Genomic DNA, 20,200 nt, shown 5'->3' with positions numbered 1-20,200 from the left:
ATGGCGCGGCTGTTCCCGCGGGAGGGCGGCACACAGGAAAAAAAAGCGGGCCGCAGCCCGCCCCTGGTTCGCTGGTCACCCGTCAGTTCGCGCTGCCGTACTCGCTCAGCTTTCTGCTGAACCGCAAGGTCCACAGGCGCTGCGCGCGGTCGTTGACGTCGTTGGTCGTGAAGCGCAGGCCCGCGGCGCCCTTGGCGCACTTGCCGTCGTTCACGATCCTGCCGGCGGCGTCCACCGTGCACCTGGTCACGTCGGAGCCTTCGATCTCCTTGCCGCCGGCGTCGAGCACGGCGAGCGAGACGCCGAAGTCCGTGTCGTTGGTCAGCGCCAGCGTGTAGTCATCGACCAGCGCCAGGCCCTCGGCCTTCTCGGCATCCCAGCCGGCGGCGTTCAGGTTGAAGAGGCGCGTCTTCCGAAGCGGCACCACCCTGGAATAGTCCGCGCCGTTGACCGCCGAACCGGTCAGGCTGCTTTTCTCCAGGTCGGAGCCGAGCGCGGTGATGTCGGTGGCGCCGGCCGGCAACTCGATCAGCACCAGATCGTTGAACGCCTTGCCGTCCTGCCCCGTGCCCTGCTCGATGGCGATGAACTTTCCGCCGCCCAGCGCCACCAGGTCGCCGAGCTTGGCGTTGCCTGTCTTGCCCTGGCCGTACCCGCTGGCGTCGATGGGCAGCGCGAAGAGCCGGGTCTTCTCGGTGTCCGGGTCGAACTCGATCCAGCGCACGAAGCGCGCGTAGTCGCGCACGTTCTCCGGCCTGCCGGTGGCGCCGGGGACGGCGGTGGTGGTATAGCCGGCCTTGCCGTCGTCCAGCGGGCTTTGCAGGAAGCCGTGCAGCCTGCCGCTGGCCACGTCGCGCGCCAGGCCCTCCATGCCGCGGTTGGCGCGGCGCTTGGCGAGGACGGCCGGCAGGTCGGCCGCGCCGGTGCCGGGCCGGTACTTCTTCTGGATGATGCCGGTGGCCGGGTCGATCTTCAGGATGAAGGGTCCGTATTCGTCGGACACCCACAGCGCGTTGCGCGCGGCGTCGACCACCACGGATTCGGTGTCGAGGCCGAACTCGCTGTAGCCCCGCGCGGCGCCGGGATACCGGAAGGTGTCGTCGAGCAACTGCTCCCCCGTGTTGCCGGCGACGCCGCGCGGCGGCACGCGGCCGTTGGCGTTCTGCGCGGCGCTGAACCGGATCGGCAGGGTGGAGGCGAGCCGGGCGCCGTCCTTGCCGAGCGTGATCACGCCGATGGAGGGCGTGAAGCCGGGCGAGGGGAATACCGTGGAACTGGCGGCGCCGCCGGCGCCGGAGCCGTCGGTGACCGATGTCTTCGGGCCGGTGGTGGCGTTGGGGCCGCGGTCGGTGATGCCGTAGAACTCCAGCGTGCCGTCGGCGCGCCGGCCCTTGAAGGCCAGGCCCGAGCCGTAGGCCGGCAGAAAGCCCTTGGGGAAGTCGGCCCGGGTGGCCGCGTTGCTGCCTTCGTAGGGGAAGTAGAACCTGTCGTCGAACTGGACGTCCTGGCGCGTCACGCGGGCGCTGATGCTGCCGACACCGGTGGTCTGCGTGACCGTCGCGGTGTCGGCGGCCGGGGCCGGGCGGGTATCGGCGCAGGCGCTCAGCAAGGCGGCCGCGACGGCGGCGGTCGCCGCCGTCAGGGCGGAGAGGGAAACGGGGTGGCGCATGGTCGTTCAGAACGAATGGCTGATGCCCAGGTCCAGGCCGGTCGCTCCGGCATTGGCCGCGCCCGAGGGGCCGCCGATCAGTCCGATGTTGGCGTTTCTCTTGTTGCTGACATGCGCCAGCGCGGTGTACAGCGAGGTGCGCTTGGACAAATCGTAGACGTAGCCGACGGAGTACTTGTCGGCCTTGGCGCCGCTTCGGACGAGGCCGGCGGCGGTGCCATCGTTGCCGCTGAACTTGACGCTGCCGTACTTGACCCGGAAGTTGCCGGGGCCCACGGGCAGCGATCCGCTCAGGTAGAACCCGGCCGCCTTGCCGGAGGTCGCGCCGCCGACCGGCTTCCATTTCAGGCTGTTGTATCCGCCGTTGAGCAGAAAGCCGCCGAAGTCGTAGGAAGCGCCGAGCACGAGGTCTTCCAGATTGCTGGCAGCGGCGATGGCGGCGGGGTAGGGCGGCGCGGTCACGGCGGGGTTGCCCTGTGTCCTGCCATAGCCGACGCCCAGGTTCAACGGACCGTAGCGGTAGCCCAGGTTGCCGCCGGCGTACCTGCGGGCGTTGGCAGCGCCGGAGTCCGAGCGGTTCTCGTCGCCGAAGGAATACTGCAGCTGGCCGTAGACGCCGCCCAGGTCGCGCGGCAGGAAGTAGCCCACGGCGTTGCTGATGCGCGTGCGGTCCACGGTGCCGCTCTGGCCGGCGCCGGTGCCGGTGGTGGCGCCGCCATAGGCCAGGGCGCGGATGTCCTGAAACAGGTTGGCCTGCACGCCGGTGGTGGCATCGGGACCGCCGAAGGCGGTGAAGATGTTGTAGCTGGCGGTGTAGTCCCGGCCCAGGCGGATTTCGCCCCACGGGCTGACCAGGCCGACGGTGGAGCGGCGCTCGAAGCCCAGGGCGCCGCTGCTGCCGCCGGCGCCGGTGTCGGGGTTGCTGCCGCCTGCGAGCCAGAACTCGGCCCGGGTGCCGCCGCCGAGGTCCTCCGCACCGCGGAAACCGATGTTGCTGGTCTTGCCCTGGCTGGGATTCACGGCAGTGCGCCGCACGCTGCCGGTCTTGGCCGTGGTGACGCCGACATCGACGACACCGAAGAGGGTGACGGAGGACTGCGCCAGGGCCAGGCTGGAAGCCGCGAGCGCGCCGAGTGCGAGGAGAGTTTTCTGGGTTTTCATGGCTGGAAACGTGAACCGGAAGGGGTATGAAGAACGGCAGCGGACTTCCGTTGCCGCTGCTCCAGCCATTGTTGTTACCGTCTCTGCAACGTTCGTGACAGAGGCGTGTACTGGGCGTGGAAACAACGCCCGCGCCGGATCCCCCCGGCGGGGCGTTGGTTTCGCGGTGCGGTGATATGGGGCCCCGCAGGGCCCGGCGCGCGCGACGGGCCGGCGTTCAGGCCGCGTCGGCAGGCGCCTTGCGCTGGCGGCGGACGCGGGCTTCCTCGTCGGCCACGATCTCGCGGTACCAGGCCGGATGGTGGCGGCGCGCCCAGCCGTAGGTGACGAAGCCGCGCAGCATCGCGCCCATCGTGCCCTTGACCCAGATGGCCGCGTAGATGTGCACGATGATGGCGCAGATGATCACGAAGCCGAAGAACGCATGCGCCAGCGAGGCCAGGCGGATCACGCCGATCGGGAACCAGTGCGCGAAGTACGCGCGCCAGATCACGATGCCCGTGGTCAGCAGGCAGAGAAGGCATCCGACGAGCACGAAGAACAGCAGCTTCTGGCCGGCGTTGTAGCGCCCGACCGGCGGCAGCTTCTCCTCGCGGTTGTTGACCACGTCGTCGATCTGCCGCAGCCACTGCACGTCATTGCGGTCGATCAGGTTGTGGTGCCAGAAGCGCGCGGCCAGCACCGCGAACGCGATCACCATCGCCACGCCGATGAACGGATGCAGGACCCGCGTCCACGGCCCGCCGCCGAACAGCGCGGTGAGCCAGAACATCGCCGGATGGAACAGCGCCAGCCCCGACAGCGCCAGCAGGACGAAGGTGATGGCGACAAACCAGTGGTTGGAGCGCTCGTTGGGCGTGTAGCGCTCGATCACCGGGCGGCCGCGCTGGTCGAGGTGGTCCGACGCGGCGGCCTTGTCGGCGGCCGCCTGCGCGTGCACCGCGCGGGCCTCATGCGGAGTGGTCATGCGTCATCTCCTCCTCGGGGGTGGGCGGCAGGTCGGTCGGCAGGCCGGCCTCCTCGCGGCGGTCCAGCGCCTCGTCGGCGGCCTCGCGCTCCTCGTCCTCGGGCACCTCGTTGGGGCCCACGCGGGTGTAGTGGAAGAACCCGACCAGCGCCGTGAGCGCGATGCCCGCGAGCGCGAGCGGCTTGGTCACGCCTTTCCACAGGCTCACCATCGGGCTGATCCGCGGCTTGTCGGGCAGGCCGGCGTAGAGCGACGGCTTGTCGGCATGGTGCAGCACGTACATCACGTGCGTGCCGCCCACGCCCGCGGGGTCGTAGAGGCCGGCCTCGGCGAAGCCGCGCTCCTTCAAGTCCTCGATGCGCTCGGCGGCCTGGTCCTTCATGGCCTGCTTGGTGCCGAACATGATGGCGCCGGTCGGGCAGGTCTTGACGCAGGCGGGCTCCATGCCCACGCCCACGCGGTCGGAGCACAGCGTGCACTTGTAGGCCTTCTTGTCCTTCTCCGATATGCGCGGGATGTTGAAGGGGCAGCCGGTCACGCAGTAGCCGCAGCCGATGCAGTTCTCCTCATGGAAGTCGACGATGCCGTTGGTGTACTGCACGATCGCGCCAGGCGACGGGCAGGCCTTGAGGCAGCCCGGGTCCTCGCAGTGCATGCAGCCGTCCTTGCGGATCAGCCATTCGAGGTTGCCGCTGGCCTCGTTTTCGTACTCGGTGAAGCGCATGACCGTCCAGGAATTGGCGGTCAGGTCCATCGGGTTGTCGTAGACGCCGGCGTTGACGCCCACGTCGTCGCGCAGGTCGTTCCACTCCATGCACGCCGTCTGGCAGGCCTTGCAGCCGATGCATTTGGAGACGTCGATGAGCTTGGCCACCTCGCCCGAATGCGGCGAGCGCACGGCGGGCGAGGGCAGGGTGGTGGCGGAGCGCCGCTGGATGTCGAGTGACTGCAATGCCATCGCGTGCTCCTAGACCTTCTCGACCTTCACGAGGAAGGTCTTGAACTCGGGCGTGTTCGAGTTGCCGTCGCCCACGAACGGGGTCAGGTTGTTGGCGATGAAGCCCGGCTTGGTCACCCCCTTGAAGCCCCAGTGGATCGGAATGCCGACGTGGTGCACCGTGCGGCCCTCGATCTGCATCGGCTTGATGCGCTTGGTGACCACGGCCACCGCCTTCACGTAGCCGCGCTTGGAGCTCACCTTGACGCGGTCGCCCGCGCGGATGCCCAGGCTCTCGGCCAGCGCCTCGCCGATCTCCACGAACTGCTCGGGCTGCACGATGGCGTTGAGCAGCGCATGGCGCGTCCAGTAGTGGAAGTGCTCGGTGATGCGGTAGGTGGTGCCCACGTGGGGATAGTCCGCCGCCTTGCCGAAGGTCTCCCACACCGGCTTGAACACGCGGGCGACCGGCGAACTGGTCACCTTCGGGTTCTTCGGGTGCAGCGGGTTGTAGCCCAGTGGCGTGTCGAACGGCTCGTAGTGCTCGGGGAACGGGCCTTCGTTCAACGCATTGCGGGAGAAGAACCGGGCCACGCCCTCGGGGTTCATGATGAACGGGCCGGCACCGGCCTCGGGCGCCGAGGTGGCGACGAAGTCGGGCACGTCGGCGCCGCCCCAGCTCTTGCCGTTCCAGCTCACGAGCTGGCGGCGCTTGTCCCAGGGCTTGCCGCTCGGGTCGCACGAGGCGCGGTTGTAGAGCACGCGGCGGTTGGCCGGCCAGGCCCAGGCCCAGTTGACCGTGTTGCCGATGCCGGTCGGGTCGCTGTTGTCGCGCCGGGCCATCTGGTTGCCGGCCTGCGTCCACGAGCCGGCGAAGATCCAGCAGCCGCTGGCCGTGGTGCCGTCGTCGCGCAGTTCGCCGAAGCCCGCGACCTGCTCGCCGGCCTTGCGCAGCACCGTGCCCGGGTTGGCCGGATCGGGCAGGTCGGCCAGCGCCTTGCCGTTCATCTCCATCGCCAACTCGCGCGGCGTGGCCTCATGCTCGTTGGCATAGGGCCACGACAGCTTGAGCATCGGGTCGGGGAACGTGCCGCCTTCCTTCTGGTAGAGCGAGCGCATGCGCAGGAAGAGGGCCGACATGATCTCGACGTCGGTCTTGGCTTCGCCCGGCGGCTCGGCCGCCTTCCAGTGCCACTGGAGCACGCGCGCGGAACTGACGACTTCGCCCTCCTCCTCGGCGAAGCAGGTGGTCGGCAGACGGAACACTTCGGTCTGGATCGCCTTCTCGTCGACGTCGTTGAACTCGCCGTGGTTCTTCCAGAACTCCGACGTATCGGTCGCGAGCGGATCCATGACGACCAAAAACTTCAGCTTCGCGAGGCCGTTCCTCACCCGGTTCTTGTCGGAGAGCGCGGCCAGCGGATTGAAGCCCTGGGCGATGTAGCCGTTGACCTTGCCCTGGTTCATCAACTCGAAGATCTGGAGCATGTCGTACTCCTTGTCGAGCTTGGGCAGCAGGTCGTAGGCCCAGTCGTTCTCGGCCGTCGCGTTGGCGCCGAACCAGGACTTCATCAGGCTGACGTGGAACTTGGGATAGTTCTGCCAGTAGCTGGTCTGGCCGGCGCGCAGCGGCTTCTGGGTTCGCTTGTCGATGTACTTGCGGTAGTCCTGCTCGGTCTCGCGCGGCATCGTCAGGTAGCCCGGCAGGCTGCCCGAGAGCAGGCCCAGGTCGGTCAGGCCCTGGATGTTCGAATGCCCGCGCAGCGCGTTCATGCCGCCGCCCGGGATGCCGATGTTGCCGAGCAGCAGCTGCACCATGGCGCCGGTGCGCAGGATCTGCGCGCCGATCGAATGCTGCGTCCAGCCGAGTGCGTAGAGGATGGTCGCGGCGCGGCCGGCCTGCGCGGTGCTCGCGAGCTTCTCGGCCACGTGCAGGAATTTCTTCGCCGGCGTGCCGCAGACGCTCTCGACCACCTCGGGCGTGTAGCGCGAATAGTGCTTCTTGAGCAACTGGTAGACGCAGCGCGGGTGCTGCAGCGTCGGGTCGGTCACGACGAAGCCGTCGGGGCCGAGTTCGTAGTCCCACGTCGTCTTGTCGTAGGTGCGCTTTTCCTCGTCGTAGCCGGAGTACAAACCGTCCACGAACGTGAAATCCTCGCGCACGACGAAGGCGAAGTCGGTGTAGTTCCGGACATAGTCGTGGTGGATCTTGTCGTTGGTCAGCAGGTAGTTGATGACCCCACCCAGGAAGGCGATGTCCGAGCCCGAACGGATCGGTGCATAGAAGTCGGCGACCGACGCCGAGCGGTTGAACCGCGGGTCGACCACCATGAAGTACGCCTTGTTGTGCGCCTTCGCTTCCGTCACCCACTTGAATCCGCACGGGTGCGCCTCGGCGGCATTGCCGCCCATCACCAGAATCACATCCGCATTCTTGATGTCGACCCAATGGTTCGTCATCGCTCCACGGCCAAACGTCGGGGCAAGACCTGCCACCGTCGGGCCGTGTCAGACACGGGCTTGGTTGTCGAATGCGAGCAGGCCCCAGGAGCGGGCGACCTTGTGGGTGATGTAGCCGGCTTCGCTGCTGGAGGCCGAGGCGGCCAGCATGCCGGTGGTGGTCCAGCGGTTGACGGTCAGGCCGGCTTCGGTCTTCTCTACGAAGTTGGCGTCGCGGTCGTCCTTGAGCTTGCGGGCGATGCGCTCGAGCGCGTCCTCCCACGAGATCCGCTGCCATTCGCTTGAACCGGGCGCGCGGTACTCGGGATGGAGCAGGCGGTTCGGGCTGTTGATGAAGTCCAGCAGGCTCGCGCCCTTCGGGCAGAGCGTGCCGCGGTTGACCGGATGGTCCGGGTCGCCCTCGACGTGGATGACCGAGCGCTTGGCGTTCTTGGCGCCGTCGCCCAGCGAATACATGAGGATGCCGCAGCCGACCGAGCAGTAGGTGCAGGTCTGGCGGGTGACGGTCGTGGCGGCGAGCTTGTACTGGCGGACTTCCGCCAGCGCGGCCGTGGGCGAGCAGCCCATCAGCGCAAGGCTCGAACCTGCCAGCGTGATGCCAGTCACTTTCATGAACTGGCGTCTGGAGATTTGCACCATGGGGTACCTTTTCGTGAGGCAGGTGCTCTGCGGCACCTGGACGGATTCTAGGCCCCGCGCTCCACGCGGCTGTACGGGATTGCCACAAGTCCGATGGCTGCGCTCGCCTACATGCCGGGCTGGCGCCCGATCTCCTCGGCCAGCGCATCGAGCAGCGCCCGCACGCCCGGCATCAGGCCGCGACGCGATGCAAAGGCAGCATGCACCAGACTGCGGGGGAAGGAGTATGCTGACAGAACGCGCTCCAGTCGGCCGCTGGAGATATCGTCCTGGGCGGTGTATGCGGGTAGCACCCCGACGGCCAGGCCGGCCAGTGCGGTCGCGCGCAGGGTGGTGAAGTCGTCCACGGCCAGCCGCGGCTCATAGCCGTGGACGGCGGTTTTGCCGTCCGGGCCGATGAAGTTCCAGGCGTTGCGGCCGCGATCCCAGGCCGGGCCCATCGTCGGCAGCGCGTCCAGGTCGGCCAGCTGCTGCGGCCGGCCGCAGCGCTCCAGCAGGGCGGGGCTGGCCACGAGCACCGTCTCGCTCACGCCCAGCACCCGCACCGCGAGGCCCGAGTCCTCCAGGGGCTCGTTGCGCACGCGCAACGCGAGGTCGATGCCTTCTTCGATCACGTCCACGCGGCGGTTGGTCGCCTCCACGCGCAGCTTCACGCGCGGATGCGCGGCCAGGAAGCGCACGAGGACCGGGCCCACGCTCTGCTGCAGCAGCGCCGACGGGCAGGACAGGCGTACCAGCCCGCAGGGCTCGCTGCGGATGTGGTCCATCGCGTCATGCGCCGCCTGCGCCTCGGCCACCACGGCGCAGCAGTGCTGGTAGTAGCGCTGGCCCACTTCGGTGACCACCATGCGCCGGGTGCTGCGATGCAGCAGACGCACGCCCAGGCGCGATTCCAGTTCGGCCACGCGCCGGCTGATCAGCGAAGTCTGCACGCCCAGGGCCCGGGCTGCGGCGCCGAAGCCGCCATGCTCCACCACCTTGGCGAAGTACAGCATGTCGTTGAGGTCGTGGCGCATGAGGATATTCCTGTTTTTGGAACAATGAATTGCGTCGAAGCCGGTTTTTCTGATGATTATTGCGAAATACCATTCATCCACCCTTTCCACTGTCTTCCTTCCTTCACGAAAGCAAACAAATGGCCCAACTCCTGCACATCGACTCCAGCCCTCAGGGCGGCGCTTCCGTTTTCCGCCGGCTCTCGGCCGCCGCGGCCCAGGCGCTGGCCGGCCCCGGTGTGAGGACGGTCTACCGCGACTTGGCGGCCCACCCGATCCCCCACCTGGGCGGTGAATTGATCGCCGCGCTGCGCCCGGCGCCCGGCAGCACGCCGCCGGATACGCCCGCCGTACGCGCCGAACTGGCGCTGACCGAAGAGGTGCTGGGCGAATTCCTCGCGTCCGACGTCGTCGTGGTCGGCGCGCCGTTCTACAACTTCGGCATCCCGTCGCAGCTCAAGGCCTGGATCGACCGCCTGGCCCAGGCCGGACGCACCTTCCGCTACACGGCCGAAGGCCCGCAGGGCCTGGCCGGCGGCAAGCGCGTGGTGATCGTGTCCTCGCGCGGCGGCAAGTACGCCGGCACGCCGTACGAAGCGGCGCTCGACCACCAGGAGGCCTACCTCAAGGCCGTGTTCGGCTTCTTCGGCATCACGGACGTGGCGATCGTGCGCGCCGAAGGCATCACCCTGGGCCCGGACGCCCGCGCCGCAGCGATCGAGGCCGCGTTGGCCGACGTGCGGCGCCTGGCGGCCTGACCGCCGCGGGCCGCGCCCGTCAGGTGTGGCCGGCGCCGCGGCGGGCCTCGGCCGCGATCAGCGCATCGAGCGAGGCGAACGACTGCCGCGCCCGTTCCAGCAGCGCCGGACCCGCCGGGTCCGCCCGCCAAGCCTCCACGGCCAGGCGGAAGGCGCCTACCGCCACCATCGCCGCCGTCCGCAGCTCCGGCTCGCGCGACGGGTCGGGCCACAGCGCTGCCAGCGCCGCGTGCACCGTGCGCTCGCGCTCCACGAGCGCCGCGTGGTGCCGTGATTTCAAACCCTCGTTGGACTGCAACAGCTGCAGCACGGCCACCGCCTCGTCGTTGGTGCGCGTGGCCACCAGCGTGAGCAACGCGTCGCGCGCCGCAGCCAGCGGCGTGCGGCCCGCCGGCGTACAGGCGATCTCGTCGGCCACCCGCAGCCAGCTTTCCTCCGACCAGGCCGCGAGGATGTCCTGCTTGCTCTCGAAGTACGAAAAAAAGGTCCGCCGCGAGATGCCGGCCTCGGCGGCGACCTGGTCGAGCGTCGTGGCCTCGTAGCCGTGCGCCAGAAACAGCCGGATACCGGCCTGGGCGATCAGCCGCTTAGTTTCGCGCTTCTTGCGCTCCCGCAGGCCTGGCTCCGCCGCCACCGGCGGCGTGCCATCGTCTTCGCTTGCGTGATTTGCACTGAGTGCAATATTATCGGCAGCCATTTTTCCGAAGCGTTGTTCCATGTCCGCCAACGAGACCGATCCCTCTCGCCAACCCGATGCGAGCCGCGATGACCCTGACCGCACGGCGGACCCCGCAGACGCCAACCCCGCCGCGCCGCGCAAGGCATCGCCGCTGCTGAAGCGGCCCGGCGTCCGCATCGGCCTGATCGTAGCCGGCGCGGCCATTGTCGTGGGCGGCGGCCTCTATCTCTACCGCTACGAGACGAGCGGCAAGTACCTGGAATCGACCGACGATGCCTTCATCCAGGCCGATGCGGTCACCGTGGCGCCCAAGATCTCGGGCTATGTGGAAGAAGTCCTGGTGCAGGACAACCAGGACGTGCGCGCCGGCCAGCCGCTGGTGCGCATCGACGCGCGCGACTACGGCGCCCAGGCCGCCCAGGCGCAGGCGCAGATCGACGTGTCCCGGGCCAACGCCGATGCGATGCGCGCGCAGTTGCGCGAGCAGGAGGCGGCGATCGCCCAGGCCCGCGCGCAGCTGACGTCGGTGCAGGCCAATGCCGAATTCGCCGCGTCGGAGGTACAGCGCTACGCGCCGCTGGTGACGACGGGCGCGGAGCCGTCGGAGCAGCTCGCGGCCAAGCGCAACCAGGAGCGCCAGGCCGCGGGCCAGCTGGCGGCCCAGCGGGCCACGCTGGCCGGCGCCGAGCGGCGCGTGGCCTCGATGAACGCCCAGGTGCGCCAGGCCGAGGCGCAGGGCGAGTCGGCGCAGGCGCAGCTCGCGGCGGCCCAGGTCAACGTCGAGTCGGCCGTGGTGGCCGCCAGCGTCGACGGCCGCGTCGGCGACCGCACGGTGCGCGCGGGCCAGTTCGTGCAGCAGGGCACGCGGCTCATGCCGGTGGTGCCGCTGGCGAGCCTCTACGTGTCGGCCAACTTCAAGGAAACGCAGATCGGCCGCATGCGCCCGGGCCAGCCGGTGCGCATCAAGATCGACGCGCTACCCGACATACGGCTGTCGGGCCACGTCGAGAGCATCGCGCCGGGCACCGGCGCCCAGTTCTCGCTGCTGCCGCCGCAGAACGCCACCGGCAACTTCACCAAGATCGTGCAGCGCGTGCCGGTGCGCATCGCGCTCGACGCGGGGCCCGAGGCGCGCAAGGTGCTGGTGCCGGGGCTGTCGGCGGTCGTGCAGGTGGACACCATCTCGGCGCGGCAGGACAGCGAGCGCATCCGCGACAGCGAGCGGGTGCGGCAGAAGGACGGCAAGTGAGCGCCGCCGTGACGGCCGCGCCCGCACCCGCGCAGCCGGCGCCGCGCGCCGACGCCGCCGCCTGGCTGGCCGTGGCCGCCGGCACGCTCGGCGCGCTGATGGCCACGCTCGACATCTCCATCGTGAACTCGGCGCTGCCGCGCATCCAGGGCGAGATCGGCGCGACCGGCACCGAGGGCACCTGGATCGCCACCGGCTACCTCGTGGCCGAGATCATCATGATTCCGCTGGCCGGCTGGCTGGAGCGGCTGCTGGGCCTGCGCACCTTCCTGCTCATCGTCGCCGCGCTGTTCACGTTCTTCTCGGTGCAGTCTGCGGCGTGGCTTCCTCGCTGGGCATGATGATCGCGGGCCGCGTGGGGCAGGGGCTGACCGGCGGCGCGATGATCCCCACGGCGCAGACGATCATCGCCACGCGGCTGCCGCGCCGGCAGCAGCCGATCGGCACGGCGATGTTCGGCGCCACGGCCATCCTCGGCCCGGTGGTCGGCCCGTTCCTCGGCGGCTGGCTGACCGAGAACTTCAGCTGGCACTACGCGTTCTTCCTCAACATCCCCATCTGCCTGGCGCTCGTGGCGCTGCTGGTCATCGGCCTGCCCCACCAGAAGGCACGGCTGGACCTGCTGGGCCAGGCCGACTGGATCGGCATCCTGGGCCTGGCGGCCTTCCTCGGTGCGATCACGATCGCGCTGGAGGAGGGCCAGCGCGAGCAGTGGCTGTCCTCGCCCTTCATCGTCTGGCTGTTCGTCATCTCGGCCGTCGGACTGGTGCTGCTGCTGCTCGGCCAGTGGACGGCCGAGCGGCCGGTCATCCGGCTCGCGATCCTGCTGGACCGGCAGTTCGGCAGCGTCGTGGTCATGGGCGTCGTGGTCGGCATGGTGATCTACGGCACCTCGTACATGATTCCGCAGTTCCTGGCCGGCATCGCGGGCTACAACGCGCTGCAGTCGGGCACCATCGTGACGCTGGCAGGCGTTCCCTCGCTGATGCTCATGCCCTTCGTGCCGCTGCTCATCCGCGGCATTGACATCCGCGTGGCCGTCGCGTTCGGGCTCGGGCTGCTCGCGCTGAGCGCCCACATGGAGACCGGCCTGACCGCGCTGTCCTCGGGCGGCTCGTTCATCGATTCGCAGCTGCTGCGCGGCGTGGGCACCATCTTCGCAATGCTGTTCCTCAACCAGGCGGCCATCCAGTCGGTGTCGCGCGAATTCGCGAGCGACGCGGCGGGCCTCTTCAACGCGGCGCGCAACCTGGGCGGCTCGCTCGTGCTGGCGGCCATCTCGATCCTGCAGGACCAGCGCTACTGGTTCCATTCGCGCCGGCTCGAAGAAGCACTGGCGGCCAACGGCGATCGGGTGCAGGAATACCTGCACCAGAACGGCGCCTCCGCGCTGCACAGCCTGGCATCGATGATCCAGACCCAGGCGTTGACGATGACCTACGTCGATCTCTTCCGGGTGCTGAGCGTGGGCATCGTCTGCGTGATTCCCCTGGTCCTGTTCCTGCGCCCGCTGGCCCGCAACGCGCCGCTGGCCGCCCACTGAGCCCTCTTTTCCGCCGATGCCGCGTCTTCCTTCGATTTCTTCCTCCCTGGCGCTGGCCGTGCTCGCGGCGCTGGCCGGCTGCACCGCCGTCGGCCCCGACTATGCCGGCCCGCCGGCCGCGCCCGTCGGCGCCGCCTTCACGCGGGCGCAGCCGTCGAACGACGGCGCGCCGCTGGCCAGGTGGTGGACGTCGCTCGGCGACCGCACGCTCGACGGCCTGGTGGAGCGCACGCTGGCAGCCAACCCCGACATCGCCTCCGCCCAGGCGCGGCTGCGCCGGGCGCGCGCGGCGCTGTCGCTGGAGCAGTCCAACCGCCGTCCCACTGCGAGCGCCAGCGCCCTGACGGCGCGTGCGCGCATCCCGCCGATCGACCTCGCTGGGCAGTCCATCGAATCGCAGTGGATCAGCCTGCATGCGGTCAGCCTCAATGCGTCCTGGGAGGCGGACCTGTTCGGCCTGCATGCGCGCACCGTCGAGGCCTCGGCCGCGACGGCCGGCGCCGCCGAGGCGAACCTGGCGGACGCGCAGCTGAGCCTGACCGCCGAGGCCGCCCAGGCCTATGTGCGCCTGCGCGACGCACAGACGCGCCTGCGGCTGAGCCGCGAGGCGCAGCAGCGCCAGGAGCGCATGCTCGCACTCACGCGCCAGCGCTTTGCCGCCGGCACCGCGTCGCGGCTGGACGTGGTCCGGCTGGCCGGCCAGCTCGATGCCACCCGCGCCGAGCTTGCGCCGCTGCAGGCCGACATCGACGGCAGCCTCGACGCACTGGCGGTGCTGACCAGGCAGCCGCCCGGCGCGCTGGATGCCGAACTCTCGGGCGCCGCGGCGGTGCCGCTGCCGCCGGCCGAGGTGCCGGTCGGCGACCCCGCGAGCCTGCTGCGCCGCCGGCCCGACGTGCGCGCCGCCGAGCGCACGCTGGCCGCGCGCACCGCCCAGGTCGGCGTGGCCGAGGCGGCAAAGTTCCCGCAGCTCAAGTTCACCGGCATTCTGGGGCTCGGCGGCACCGAACTGTCCGATCTGGGCCGGCTCGGCAACTACAGCGCGGTGCTGCTGCCGCAGCTCAGCTGGAACTTCCTCGACTTCGGTCGCAACCGCGCACGGGTGTCGCAGGCCGGGGCCGACCGCGACGAGGCCGAGGCGCAGTACCGCGGCAAGGTGCTGGCCGCGCTGCAGGACGCCGAGGATGCGCTGTCGCGCTACGGGCGCCAGCGCGCCGCGGTGGCCGACTATGCGCGGGCCAAGGCGTCCGCCGACGAGGCCGCGACGCTCATGCGGCAGCGCCAGGGCGCGGGCACCGTCGGCACGATCGACCTGCTCGATGCCGAGCGCCAGCAGATCGCCGCCGAGCAGAACCTGGCCGCGGCGGTCGCGGCGCTGACCGGCGACTTCATCACCCTGCACAAGGCGCTGGGCCTGGGCTGGTCGGAGCCCTGAGAGCGTCCCAGAGGCACTCGATAGAATCCACGTCCCCGCAGGTGTCCCGGCCTGCGGGGATTTTGTTTTCCGGGGCCATGTAGAGGAACACCATGTACAAAAACCTCGCTGCCGCGCTCGCGGCCGCCTGCGCGTTTTTTTCGCTTTCCCCCGCCCATGCCGAGTCGCCGCCCGTGAAGGCGGCGTTCGTCTATGTCGCGCCGGTCACCGCAGCCGGCTGGGTGCGGCAGCACGAGAACGCGCGCCGTGCGGTGCAGGCCGCGCTGGGCAGGCAGGTGGAGACGACCTACGTCGAGAACGTGGCCGAGGGGCCGGACGCCGAGCGCGTGATCCGCGACCTCGCGCGGCAGGGCAACCGCATCGTCTTCACGCCGAGCTTCGGCTACATGGAGCCCACGCTCAAGGTGGCGCGCGACTTTCCCGACGTAAAGTTCGAGTCGGTCACTGGCTACAAGACCGCGCCCAATGTCGCCACGGTGAATGCGCGCTACTACGAAGGCCGCTACCGCGCCGGCATCGCCGCGGGCCGCATGACGAGGACGCACACAGCCGGCTACGTCGCCGGCTTTCCGATCCCCGAGGTGCTGCAGGGCATCAACGCGTTCGCGCTCGGCATGCGCTCGGTCGATCCGAAGGCGGTGGTCAAGGTGGTCTGGCTCGACGTCTGGTTCGACCCGCCGAAGGAGCGCGATGCGGCCATGGCGCTGTTCGACCAGGGCGCCGACGTGGTCGCCTTCCACACCGGCTCGACCGCGGTGATGGCCGCCGCCCAGGAACGCGGCAAGCTCGCCGTGGCCTACCACTCCGACATGCGCAGCGTCGCCCCCGATGCGCAGCTCGTCGCCGTCACCCACGAATGGGGCGACTACTACACCCGCCGCGTGCGCGCGGTGCGCGACGGCACCTGGACCAGCGGCAACCTCTGGGGCGGCGTGAAGGAGGGCATGGTGCGCGTCGGCGACTTCGGCCCGAAGGTGCCGCAGGCGGTGCGCGACGAGGTGCTGTCGCGTCAGCAGGACATCGCGGCCGGCCGGCTGCATCCGTGCCATGCGGCGGCCGCGGTGCGCGACAACACCGGCCGCACGGTCATCCCGGCCGGCGCCACGCTGACCGACGCGCAGATCCTGCGCATGGACTGGCTGGCCGAGGGTGTGCAGGGCCGGGCCAGATAGGCAGCGCTATGCGCTCGAGCGGAGGCGCGCGGGAACACCGCCGTGCGCTCGCGCTGCCGATGGCGCCAAGGCCGGCCTCTTGCGATTGTCAGCCGGCGTCGAGGCGGCGGCCGCCCCGGCGCAGCGGCAGGCATGCGGGGCGTGTCATCGGAGTGCGCTGCGACAATCCCCACTGCTTTGCAGGACGAAACACCGTGGCCCTCCGCACCCATCTCCTCGTCATCGACCCGCAGAACGACTTCATGGACATCGCCGGCGCCGCGCTGCCGGTCGCCGGCGCCCGGCCCGACATGGCGCGGCTGGCCGCGCTGATCGTCATCGCCGGCGAGGCCAGCAGCCACTGCGTGCGCGCCACGGCCGGGGACCTGGCCGACCACCTGCCATCCGGCCGCGTCGACAAACTCGTGCTGCTGGCCGACTGCATGAGCCCGGTGCCGGGCTTCGAGGCCGAGGCGCGGGCCTTCCTCGACCGGCTGGCGGCCCGTGGCGCCACGGTCTGCACCCAGGCCGACTGGCTGCGCAGCGCCGGCCTGGCCTGATTTCTGCAAGACAACCGCATGACCCTGAAAGCCTTCCGCGCGGCCCTGCTGCGCTTCGCCGACGACGGCGCCCCGCTGTACGACGAAGACGGCCTGCTGGTCACCGGAGCCGGCCCGCAGGGCTGGCGCTCCGTGCTGGCCAGCGGCCCGGCCGCGGGCCTGCTGCCGCAGTGGAACCACGTGCCGGCCGAGCATCTGCCGGGCCGCATCCTGGCGCCGGGCTTCGTGGACATGCATATCCACTATCCGCAGACCGACATCATCGGCGCGCCGGCCGAAGGGCTGCTGCCGTGGCTGGAGAAATACACCTTCCCGCACGAGTCGCGCTTGTCCGACCGCGCGGTGGCCGACGAGGTGGCCGGCTGCTTCCTCGACGAGCTGGCGCGCAACGGCGTGACCACGGCGCTGGCCTGCGCCACCTCGCATCCTGCGTCGGTCGATGCGCTGTTCACCGCGGCGCAGCAGCGCGGCCTGCGGCTCATGACCGGCAAGGTCCTGCAGGACCGCCATTCGCCCGACGGCGTGCGCGACGGGACCGAGCAGTCGCTGATCGACACCGAGGCGCTGATCGCCCGCTGGCACGGCGTGGGCCGGCTCGGCTATGCGATCACGCCGCGCTTCGCGCCCACCAGCACGCCCGCGCAGCTGCATGGCGCCGGCGAGATTGCGGCCCGCCATCCGGGCGTCTGGATCCAGTCCCACGTGGCCGAGAACCGCGGCGAGATCGCCTGGGTGCGCGAGCTGTTCCCGCAGGCGCGCAGCTACCTGTCGGTCTACGGAGACGCCGGCCTGCTGCGCGAGCGCGCGGTCTATGCCCACTGCATCCACCTCGACGACGCCGACCGCGCGCTGATGCGCGACACCGGCACCGTCGCCGCGGTCAGCCCGACCAGCAACCTGTTCCTCGGCAGCGGCTTCTTCGACTACGAGGCCGCGGACCGCATCGGCTTTCGCTACGGACTGGCCAGCGACGTGGGCGGCGGCACCAGCTTCAGCCCGTTCCTCACCATGCGCGCGGCCTACTGGGTGGGCCGCGAGGGCGCGACCAAGCCGGGCCTGTCGCTCGCGCCCGGCGCGCTCTGGTGGCAGCACACGGCCGGCGCGGGCCGGGCGCTGGGCCTGGGCGGCACGGCCGGCAACCTCCAGCCGGGCAGCGATGCGGACTTCATCGTGCTCGATCCGCAGGCCACGCCGCTGCTGGCGCGGCGCACGGCGCAGGCTGACAGCCTCGACGAACTGCTGTTCGCCTTCATCGTGCTGGCCGACGACCGGGCGGTGGCGCGAACGGTCATCGCCTGAATGCCTCCCATCTGCGTCCGTACAATCCCGGCTCCCGAGGAACACCGCAATGACCATCAAGAGCGACAACTGGATCCGGCGCATGGCCAAGCAGCACGGGATGATCGAGCCGTTCGAGCCCGGCCAGGTCCGCGAGGCCGAGGGCCGCAAGATCATCAGCTATGGCACCAGCAGCTACGGCTACGACATCCGCTGCGCGCCCGAGTTCAAGGTGTTCACCAACATCCACAGCACCGTGGTGGACCCGAAGAACTTCGACGAAAAGAGCTTCGTCGACTTCCACGGCGACAGCTGCATCATCCCGCCCAACAGTTTCGCGCTGGCGCGCACCGTCGAGTACTTTCGCATTCCGCGCAACGTGCTCACGATCTGCCTCGGCAAGAGCACCTATGCGCGCTGCGGCATCATCGTCAACGTGACCCCGTTCGAGCCCGAGTGGGAAGGCTATGTGACGCTCGAATTCAGCAACACCACGCCGCTGCCCGCGCGCATCTATGCCGGCGAGGGCTGTGCCCAGGTGCTGTTCTTCGAGAGCGACGAGCCCTGCGAGGTCAGCTACAAGGACCGCGGCGGCAAGTACCAGGGCCAGCACGGCGTGACCCTGCCGCGCGCCTGAGGCGCTTTCGGAGCCGGCGCTGTCGGTGTTGTCCTACAAACACAAACGAAGTCCCCCGAACATCCGCACTTCCTACGCTTCGTAGCATTTGTTGCAGATACAGCCGGGAGCTTTTTGCATGTCTTTCAAACAACTCGCCAAGTTTTTCGACGGGTCCTTCGCCATCGTCGTCGGAGCCGTCCTCGCCGTGCTGCTGGTGCAACAGCTCTTCGCTCTCGGCTGGGGCACGCAGTCCCGCGCCGCCGCCATCGCGCCGGAGCAGGCCCAGGCCCGCCACGTGCCGCCCTGCCTCGATACCGCCCGCATCGCGGCGCAGGCCGACTGTCTGGCCGAGGCCGCCCGCTCCGGCCCCATCCTGCGCTGAAACCGTCCCGGCCCCGGTCCCGCGCCTTGCCCGCAGCGCGTAGGATGCGGAGCGTGCAGGCAGCCAAGGATGGCGAGGTGACGCAATGAAATGGGAAGGCAACCGTGAATCCGACAACGTCGAGGACCGGCGCGACGAAGGCTATGGCGGAGGAGGCGGCGGCGGATTCGGCGTCGGCGGCCGCTCCATCGGCATCGGCGCCATCGTGGTGGCGCTGCTGGGAGGCTGGGTCCTCGGCGTCAATCCGCTGACGAGCCTGGGCCTGCTGAGCGGCGGGCAGCCCGCCCAGGTGCAGCAGCAGGCGCCGGCCCACCGGCCGCCGGCCGACGACCCCATGGCCAAGTTCGTCTCCACCGTGCTGGCCGATACCGAGGACGTGTGGACCGACATCTTCCGCCAGGGCGGCGCCACCTACCGCGACCCCAAGCTCGTGCTGTTCCACGGCACCACCCAGACCTCCTGTGGTCAGGGCCAGGCGGCCATGGGGCCGTTCTACTGCCCGGGCGACCAGAAGGTCTACATCGACCTCGACTTCTACCAGACGCTGCGGGACCGCCTCGGCGCGCCCGGTGAATTCGCCCAGGCGTACGTGATCGCCCACGAGGTCGGCCACCACGTGCAGAACCTGATGGGCATCAGCCAGAAGATGGACGAGATGCGCAGCCGCGTCAGCCAGCGCGAATACAACGCCCTGAGCGTGCGGCTCGAACTGCAGGCCGACTGCTTCGCCGGCGTCTGGGCCAACCATGCGCAGGCCGCCCGCCACATCCTGGAGCAGGGCGACGTGGAGTCGGCCATGAACGCCGCCGCCAAGATCGGCGACGATGCGCTCCAGCGTTCGGCCGGCCGCGCCGTCGTGCCCGACAGCTTCACCCACGGCACCAGCGCGCAGCGGCAGCGCTGGTTCTCCACCGGCCTGCAGACCGGCAGTGTGAAGGCCTGCGACACCTTCTCTGCCAAGGGAGTATAGGTCTGAAGCGGGCGGCTGACGCCCGCTTGAAAGGATATGCAGGAGGAGTATGCTCCGCTGCTATGTCCGGCGGCCCTTGGATGCCATCCGCGCCGTCGCATGGCCGCGGGGCGTGATCGCGGTGATGCGGGCCGGGACGTTCGGCGCGGCATGCAGAGCCTCGCGCTGCGACGGCGGCAACTGCGCGACGACGAGGCCTGCCGCGACATAGGTGCGCACCAAGTCCACGTCGCTTTGCTCCAGCGCCAGTGGAAGCTGCATGCGGCACGCGTGGATCAGCAGGTCGTACTGGGCGGAGATGCGGTAGGGGGCGTATCGCAGATGCATGGCGGCAGGACGCGCTGGCGCTCGTCGGTCAATGTTCGAAGAACGAATCGCACTGCTCGACGGTCCGGGTCGCGCGCCTGCCGTGCCACCAGGCGGACAACTGCGGTTCGAAGCGGTGGCGGGCCAGGCAGAAGAGCAGCGCGCCGCCCGCGGCGCCGAGGGTGGCCATGGCCCAGAGCGATCCCGCGGCGAGACCGGGGTGCGACACGTCGATGCGCAGCCGCCAGCACAGGATGCTCGCGGTCGCCGGGGCCGCCAGCGCGCCGACGATGGCTTCGCAGTAGACCTGCTGGCCGGGCCGGGCCCGGGCCACCCAGCCGGCGACGGCGCCTGTTGCGGCACCGGATACCGACCACAGGAAGAAATACAACACGCTGTCTCCCTCACCGCCGGAAAGCGGTTGTCGAGCGGCGTGATTGCA

The 20,200-nt window shown here is 69.9% G+C and carries 18 protein-coding genes and 1 pseudogene; 10 read left to right on the top strand and 9 right to left on the bottom strand.

The window, feature by feature from the left end; translation table 11 throughout:
- Positions 1 to 82: 82 nt before the first annotated feature.
- The 6 genes from GAK38_RS09790 to GAK38_RS09765 form a co-directional block, all read right to left on the bottom strand.
- Positions 83 to 1,669, bottom strand: a complete 1,587-nt coding sequence (locus GAK38_RS09790) for an esterase-like activity of phytase family protein (protein ID WP_325343624.1) — start codon at positions 1,667 to 1,669, stop codon at positions 83 to 85.
- Positions 1,670 to 1,675: 6 nt separating this feature from the next.
- Complete coding sequence (locus tag GAK38_RS09785; protein WP_325343622.1) at positions 1,676 to 2,830, bottom strand: porin; 1,155 nt, start codon at positions 2,828 to 2,830, stop codon at positions 1,676 to 1,678.
- A 217-nt stretch (positions 2,831 to 3,047) separates the two neighbouring features.
- Complete coding sequence (locus tag GAK38_RS09780; RefSeq protein WP_325343620.1) at positions 3,048 to 3,797, bottom strand: formate dehydrogenase subunit gamma; 750 nt, start codon at positions 3,795 to 3,797, stop codon at positions 3,048 to 3,050.
- Positions 3,781 to 4,755, bottom strand: coding sequence for a formate dehydrogenase subunit beta (gene fdxH, locus GAK38_RS09775; RefSeq protein WP_325343618.1), 975 nt, complete (start codon positions 4,753 to 4,755; stop codon positions 3,781 to 3,783). Before fdxH ends, GAK38_RS09780 begins: the two co-directional genes overlap by 17 nt.
- 9 nt (positions 4,756 to 4,764) lie before the next feature.
- Positions 4,765 to 7,833, bottom strand: coding sequence for a formate dehydrogenase-N subunit alpha (gene fdnG, locus GAK38_RS09770; protein WP_325343616.1), 3,069 nt, complete (start codon positions 7,831 to 7,833; stop codon positions 4,765 to 4,767).
- A 107-nt stretch (positions 7,834 to 7,940) separates the two neighbouring features.
- Positions 7,941 to 8,849 (bottom strand): LysR substrate-binding domain-containing protein, encoded by a 909-nt coding sequence (locus GAK38_RS09765; RefSeq protein ID WP_325343614.1) that lies wholly within the window; start codon positions 8,847 to 8,849, stop codon positions 7,941 to 7,943.
- A 119-nt stretch (positions 8,850 to 8,968) separates the two neighbouring features.
- Here GAK38_RS09765 and GAK38_RS09760 point away from each other — a divergent pair, with 119 nt between their 5' ends.
- Positions 8,969 to 9,586 carry an FMN-dependent NADH-azoreductase gene (locus GAK38_RS09760; protein WP_325343612.1) on the top strand — a complete coding sequence of 206 codons (618 nt, stop codon included), beginning with the start codon at positions 8,969 to 8,971 and terminating at the stop codon, positions 9,584 to 9,586.
- 19 nt (positions 9,587 to 9,605) lie between these two features.
- Here GAK38_RS09760 and GAK38_RS09755 read toward each other — a convergent pair whose 3' ends face one another.
- A complete protein-coding gene (locus GAK38_RS09755; protein WP_325343610.1) occupies positions 9,606 to 10,220 on the bottom strand; it encodes a TetR/AcrR family transcriptional regulator in 615 nt (204 codons plus the stop codon).
- 82 nt (positions 10,221 to 10,302) lie between these two features.
- Here GAK38_RS09755 and GAK38_RS09750 point away from each other — a divergent pair, with 82 nt between their 5' ends.
- From GAK38_RS09750 to ypfJ, 9 genes and pseudogenes are all read left to right on the top strand, one after another.
- Positions 10,303 to 11,514, top strand: coding sequence for an HlyD family secretion protein (locus tag GAK38_RS09750; protein ID WP_325343608.1), 1,212 nt, complete (start codon positions 10,303 to 10,305; stop codon positions 11,512 to 11,514).
- A gap of 8 nt (positions 11,515 to 11,522) precedes the next feature.
- Positions 11,523 to 13,057 (top strand): annotated as a pseudogene (locus GAK38_RS09745) (MDR family MFS transporter).
- Positions 13,058 to 13,073: 16 nt separating this feature from the next.
- A complete protein-coding gene (locus GAK38_RS09740) occupies positions 13,074 to 14,492 on the top strand; it encodes an efflux transporter outer membrane subunit (RefSeq protein WP_325343607.1) in 1,419 nt (472 codons plus the stop codon).
- Positions 14,493 to 14,584: 92 nt separating this feature from the next.
- Positions 14,585 to 15,664 carry a BMP family ABC transporter substrate-binding protein gene (locus GAK38_RS09735; RefSeq protein ID WP_325343605.1) on the top strand — a complete coding sequence of 360 codons (1,080 nt, stop codon included), beginning with the start codon at positions 14,585 to 14,587 and terminating at the stop codon, positions 15,662 to 15,664.
- 194 nt (positions 15,665 to 15,858) lie between these two features.
- Positions 15,859 to 16,203, top strand: a complete 345-nt coding sequence (locus GAK38_RS09730; protein WP_325343603.1) for a hypothetical protein — start codon at positions 15,859 to 15,861, stop codon at positions 16,201 to 16,203.
- Between the two features lie 18 nt (positions 16,204 to 16,221).
- A complete protein-coding gene (gene guaD / locus GAK38_RS09725) occupies positions 16,222 to 17,502 on the top strand; it encodes a guanine deaminase (protein WP_325343601.1) in 1,281 nt (426 codons plus the stop codon).
- A gap of 49 nt (positions 17,503 to 17,551) precedes the next feature.
- Positions 17,552 to 18,118 carry a dCTP deaminase gene (gene dcd / locus GAK38_RS09720; protein ID WP_325343599.1) on the top strand — a complete coding sequence of 189 codons (567 nt, stop codon included), beginning with the start codon at positions 17,552 to 17,554 and terminating at the stop codon, positions 18,116 to 18,118.
- 118 nt (positions 18,119 to 18,236) lie between these two features.
- Entirely contained in the window at positions 18,237 to 18,482 is a 246-nt protein-coding gene (locus tag GAK38_RS09715) for a hypothetical protein (protein WP_325343598.1), read from the top strand.
- 85 nt (positions 18,483 to 18,567) lie between these two features.
- On the top strand, positions 18,568 to 19,452 hold the full coding sequence (gene ypfJ, locus GAK38_RS09710) for a KPN_02809 family neutral zinc metallopeptidase (protein WP_325343596.1): 885 nt from the start codon (positions 18,568 to 18,570) through the stop codon (positions 19,450 to 19,452).
- A gap of 60 nt (positions 19,453 to 19,512) precedes the next feature.
- Here the strand turns inward: ypfJ and GAK38_RS09705 are convergent, their stop codons facing one another.
- Entirely contained in the window at positions 19,513 to 19,779 is a 267-nt protein-coding gene (locus GAK38_RS09705; RefSeq protein WP_325343593.1) for a hypothetical protein, read from the bottom strand.
- 28 nt (positions 19,780 to 19,807) lie between these two features.
- Complete coding sequence (locus GAK38_RS09700) at positions 19,808 to 20,152, bottom strand: hypothetical protein (RefSeq protein WP_325343591.1); 345 nt, start codon at positions 20,150 to 20,152, stop codon at positions 19,808 to 19,810.
- Between the last annotated feature and the right edge of the window lie 48 nt (positions 20,153 to 20,200).

The organism is Xylophilus sp. (assembly GCA_009914555.1).
Lineage (GTDB): Bacteria > Pseudomonadota > Gammaproteobacteria > Burkholderiales > Burkholderiaceae_C > WNDY01.
The sequence above is the reverse complement of the archived record's forward strand: the minus strand, read 5'-3'. Positions and strand labels throughout refer to the sequence as shown.

What these genes read in the sequence shown, in the direction of transcription:
- ypfJ (WP_325343596.1), top strand. Translation starts at nt 18,568, where the DNA reads ATGAAATGGGAAGGCAACCGTGAATCCGACAACGTCGAGGACCGGCGC.
- GAK38_RS09765 (WP_325343614.1), bottom strand. Translation starts at nt 8,849, where the DNA reads ATGCGCCACGACCTCAACGACATGCTGTACTTCGCCAAGGTGGTGGAG.
- GAK38_RS09760 (WP_325343612.1), top strand. Translation starts at nt 8,969, where the DNA reads ATGGCCCAACTCCTGCACATCGACTCCAGCCCTCAGGGCGGCGCTTCC.
- GAK38_RS09790 (WP_325343624.1), bottom strand. Translation starts at nt 1,669, where the DNA reads ATGCGCCACCCCGTTTCCCTCTCCGCCCTGACGGCGGCGACCGCCGCC.
- GAK38_RS09750 (WP_325343608.1), top strand. Translation starts at nt 10,303, where the DNA reads ATGTCCGCCAACGAGACCGATCCCTCTCGCCAACCCGATGCGAGCCGC.
- dcd (WP_325343599.1), top strand. Translation starts at nt 17,552, where the DNA reads ATGACCATCAAGAGCGACAACTGGATCCGGCGCATGGCCAAGCAGCAC.
- fdxH (WP_325343618.1), bottom strand. Translation starts at nt 4,755, where the DNA reads ATGGCATTGCAGTCACTCGACATCCAGCGGCGCTCCGCCACCACCCTG.
- GAK38_RS09785 (WP_325343622.1), bottom strand. Translation starts at nt 2,830, where the DNA reads ATGAAAACCCAGAAAACTCTCCTCGCACTCGGCGCGCTCGCGGCTTCC.
- GAK38_RS09780 (WP_325343620.1), bottom strand. Translation starts at nt 3,797, where the DNA reads ATGACCACTCCGCATGAGGCCCGCGCGGTGCACGCGCAGGCGGCCGCC.
- GAK38_RS09715 (WP_325343598.1), top strand. Translation starts at nt 18,237, where the DNA reads ATGTCTTTCAAACAACTCGCCAAGTTTTTCGACGGGTCCTTCGCCATC.
- guaD (WP_325343601.1), top strand. Translation starts at nt 16,222, where the DNA reads ATGACCCTGAAAGCCTTCCGCGCGGCCCTGCTGCGCTTCGCCGACGAC.
- GAK38_RS09735 (WP_325343605.1), top strand. Translation starts at nt 14,585, where the DNA reads ATGTACAAAAACCTCGCTGCCGCGCTCGCGGCCGCCTGCGCGTTTTTT.
- GAK38_RS09705 (WP_325343593.1), bottom strand. Translation starts at nt 19,779, where the DNA reads ATGCATCTGCGATACGCCCCCTACCGCATCTCCGCCCAGTACGACCTG.
- GAK38_RS09740 (WP_325343607.1), top strand. Translation starts at nt 13,074, where the DNA reads ATGCCGCGTCTTCCTTCGATTTCTTCCTCCCTGGCGCTGGCCGTGCTC.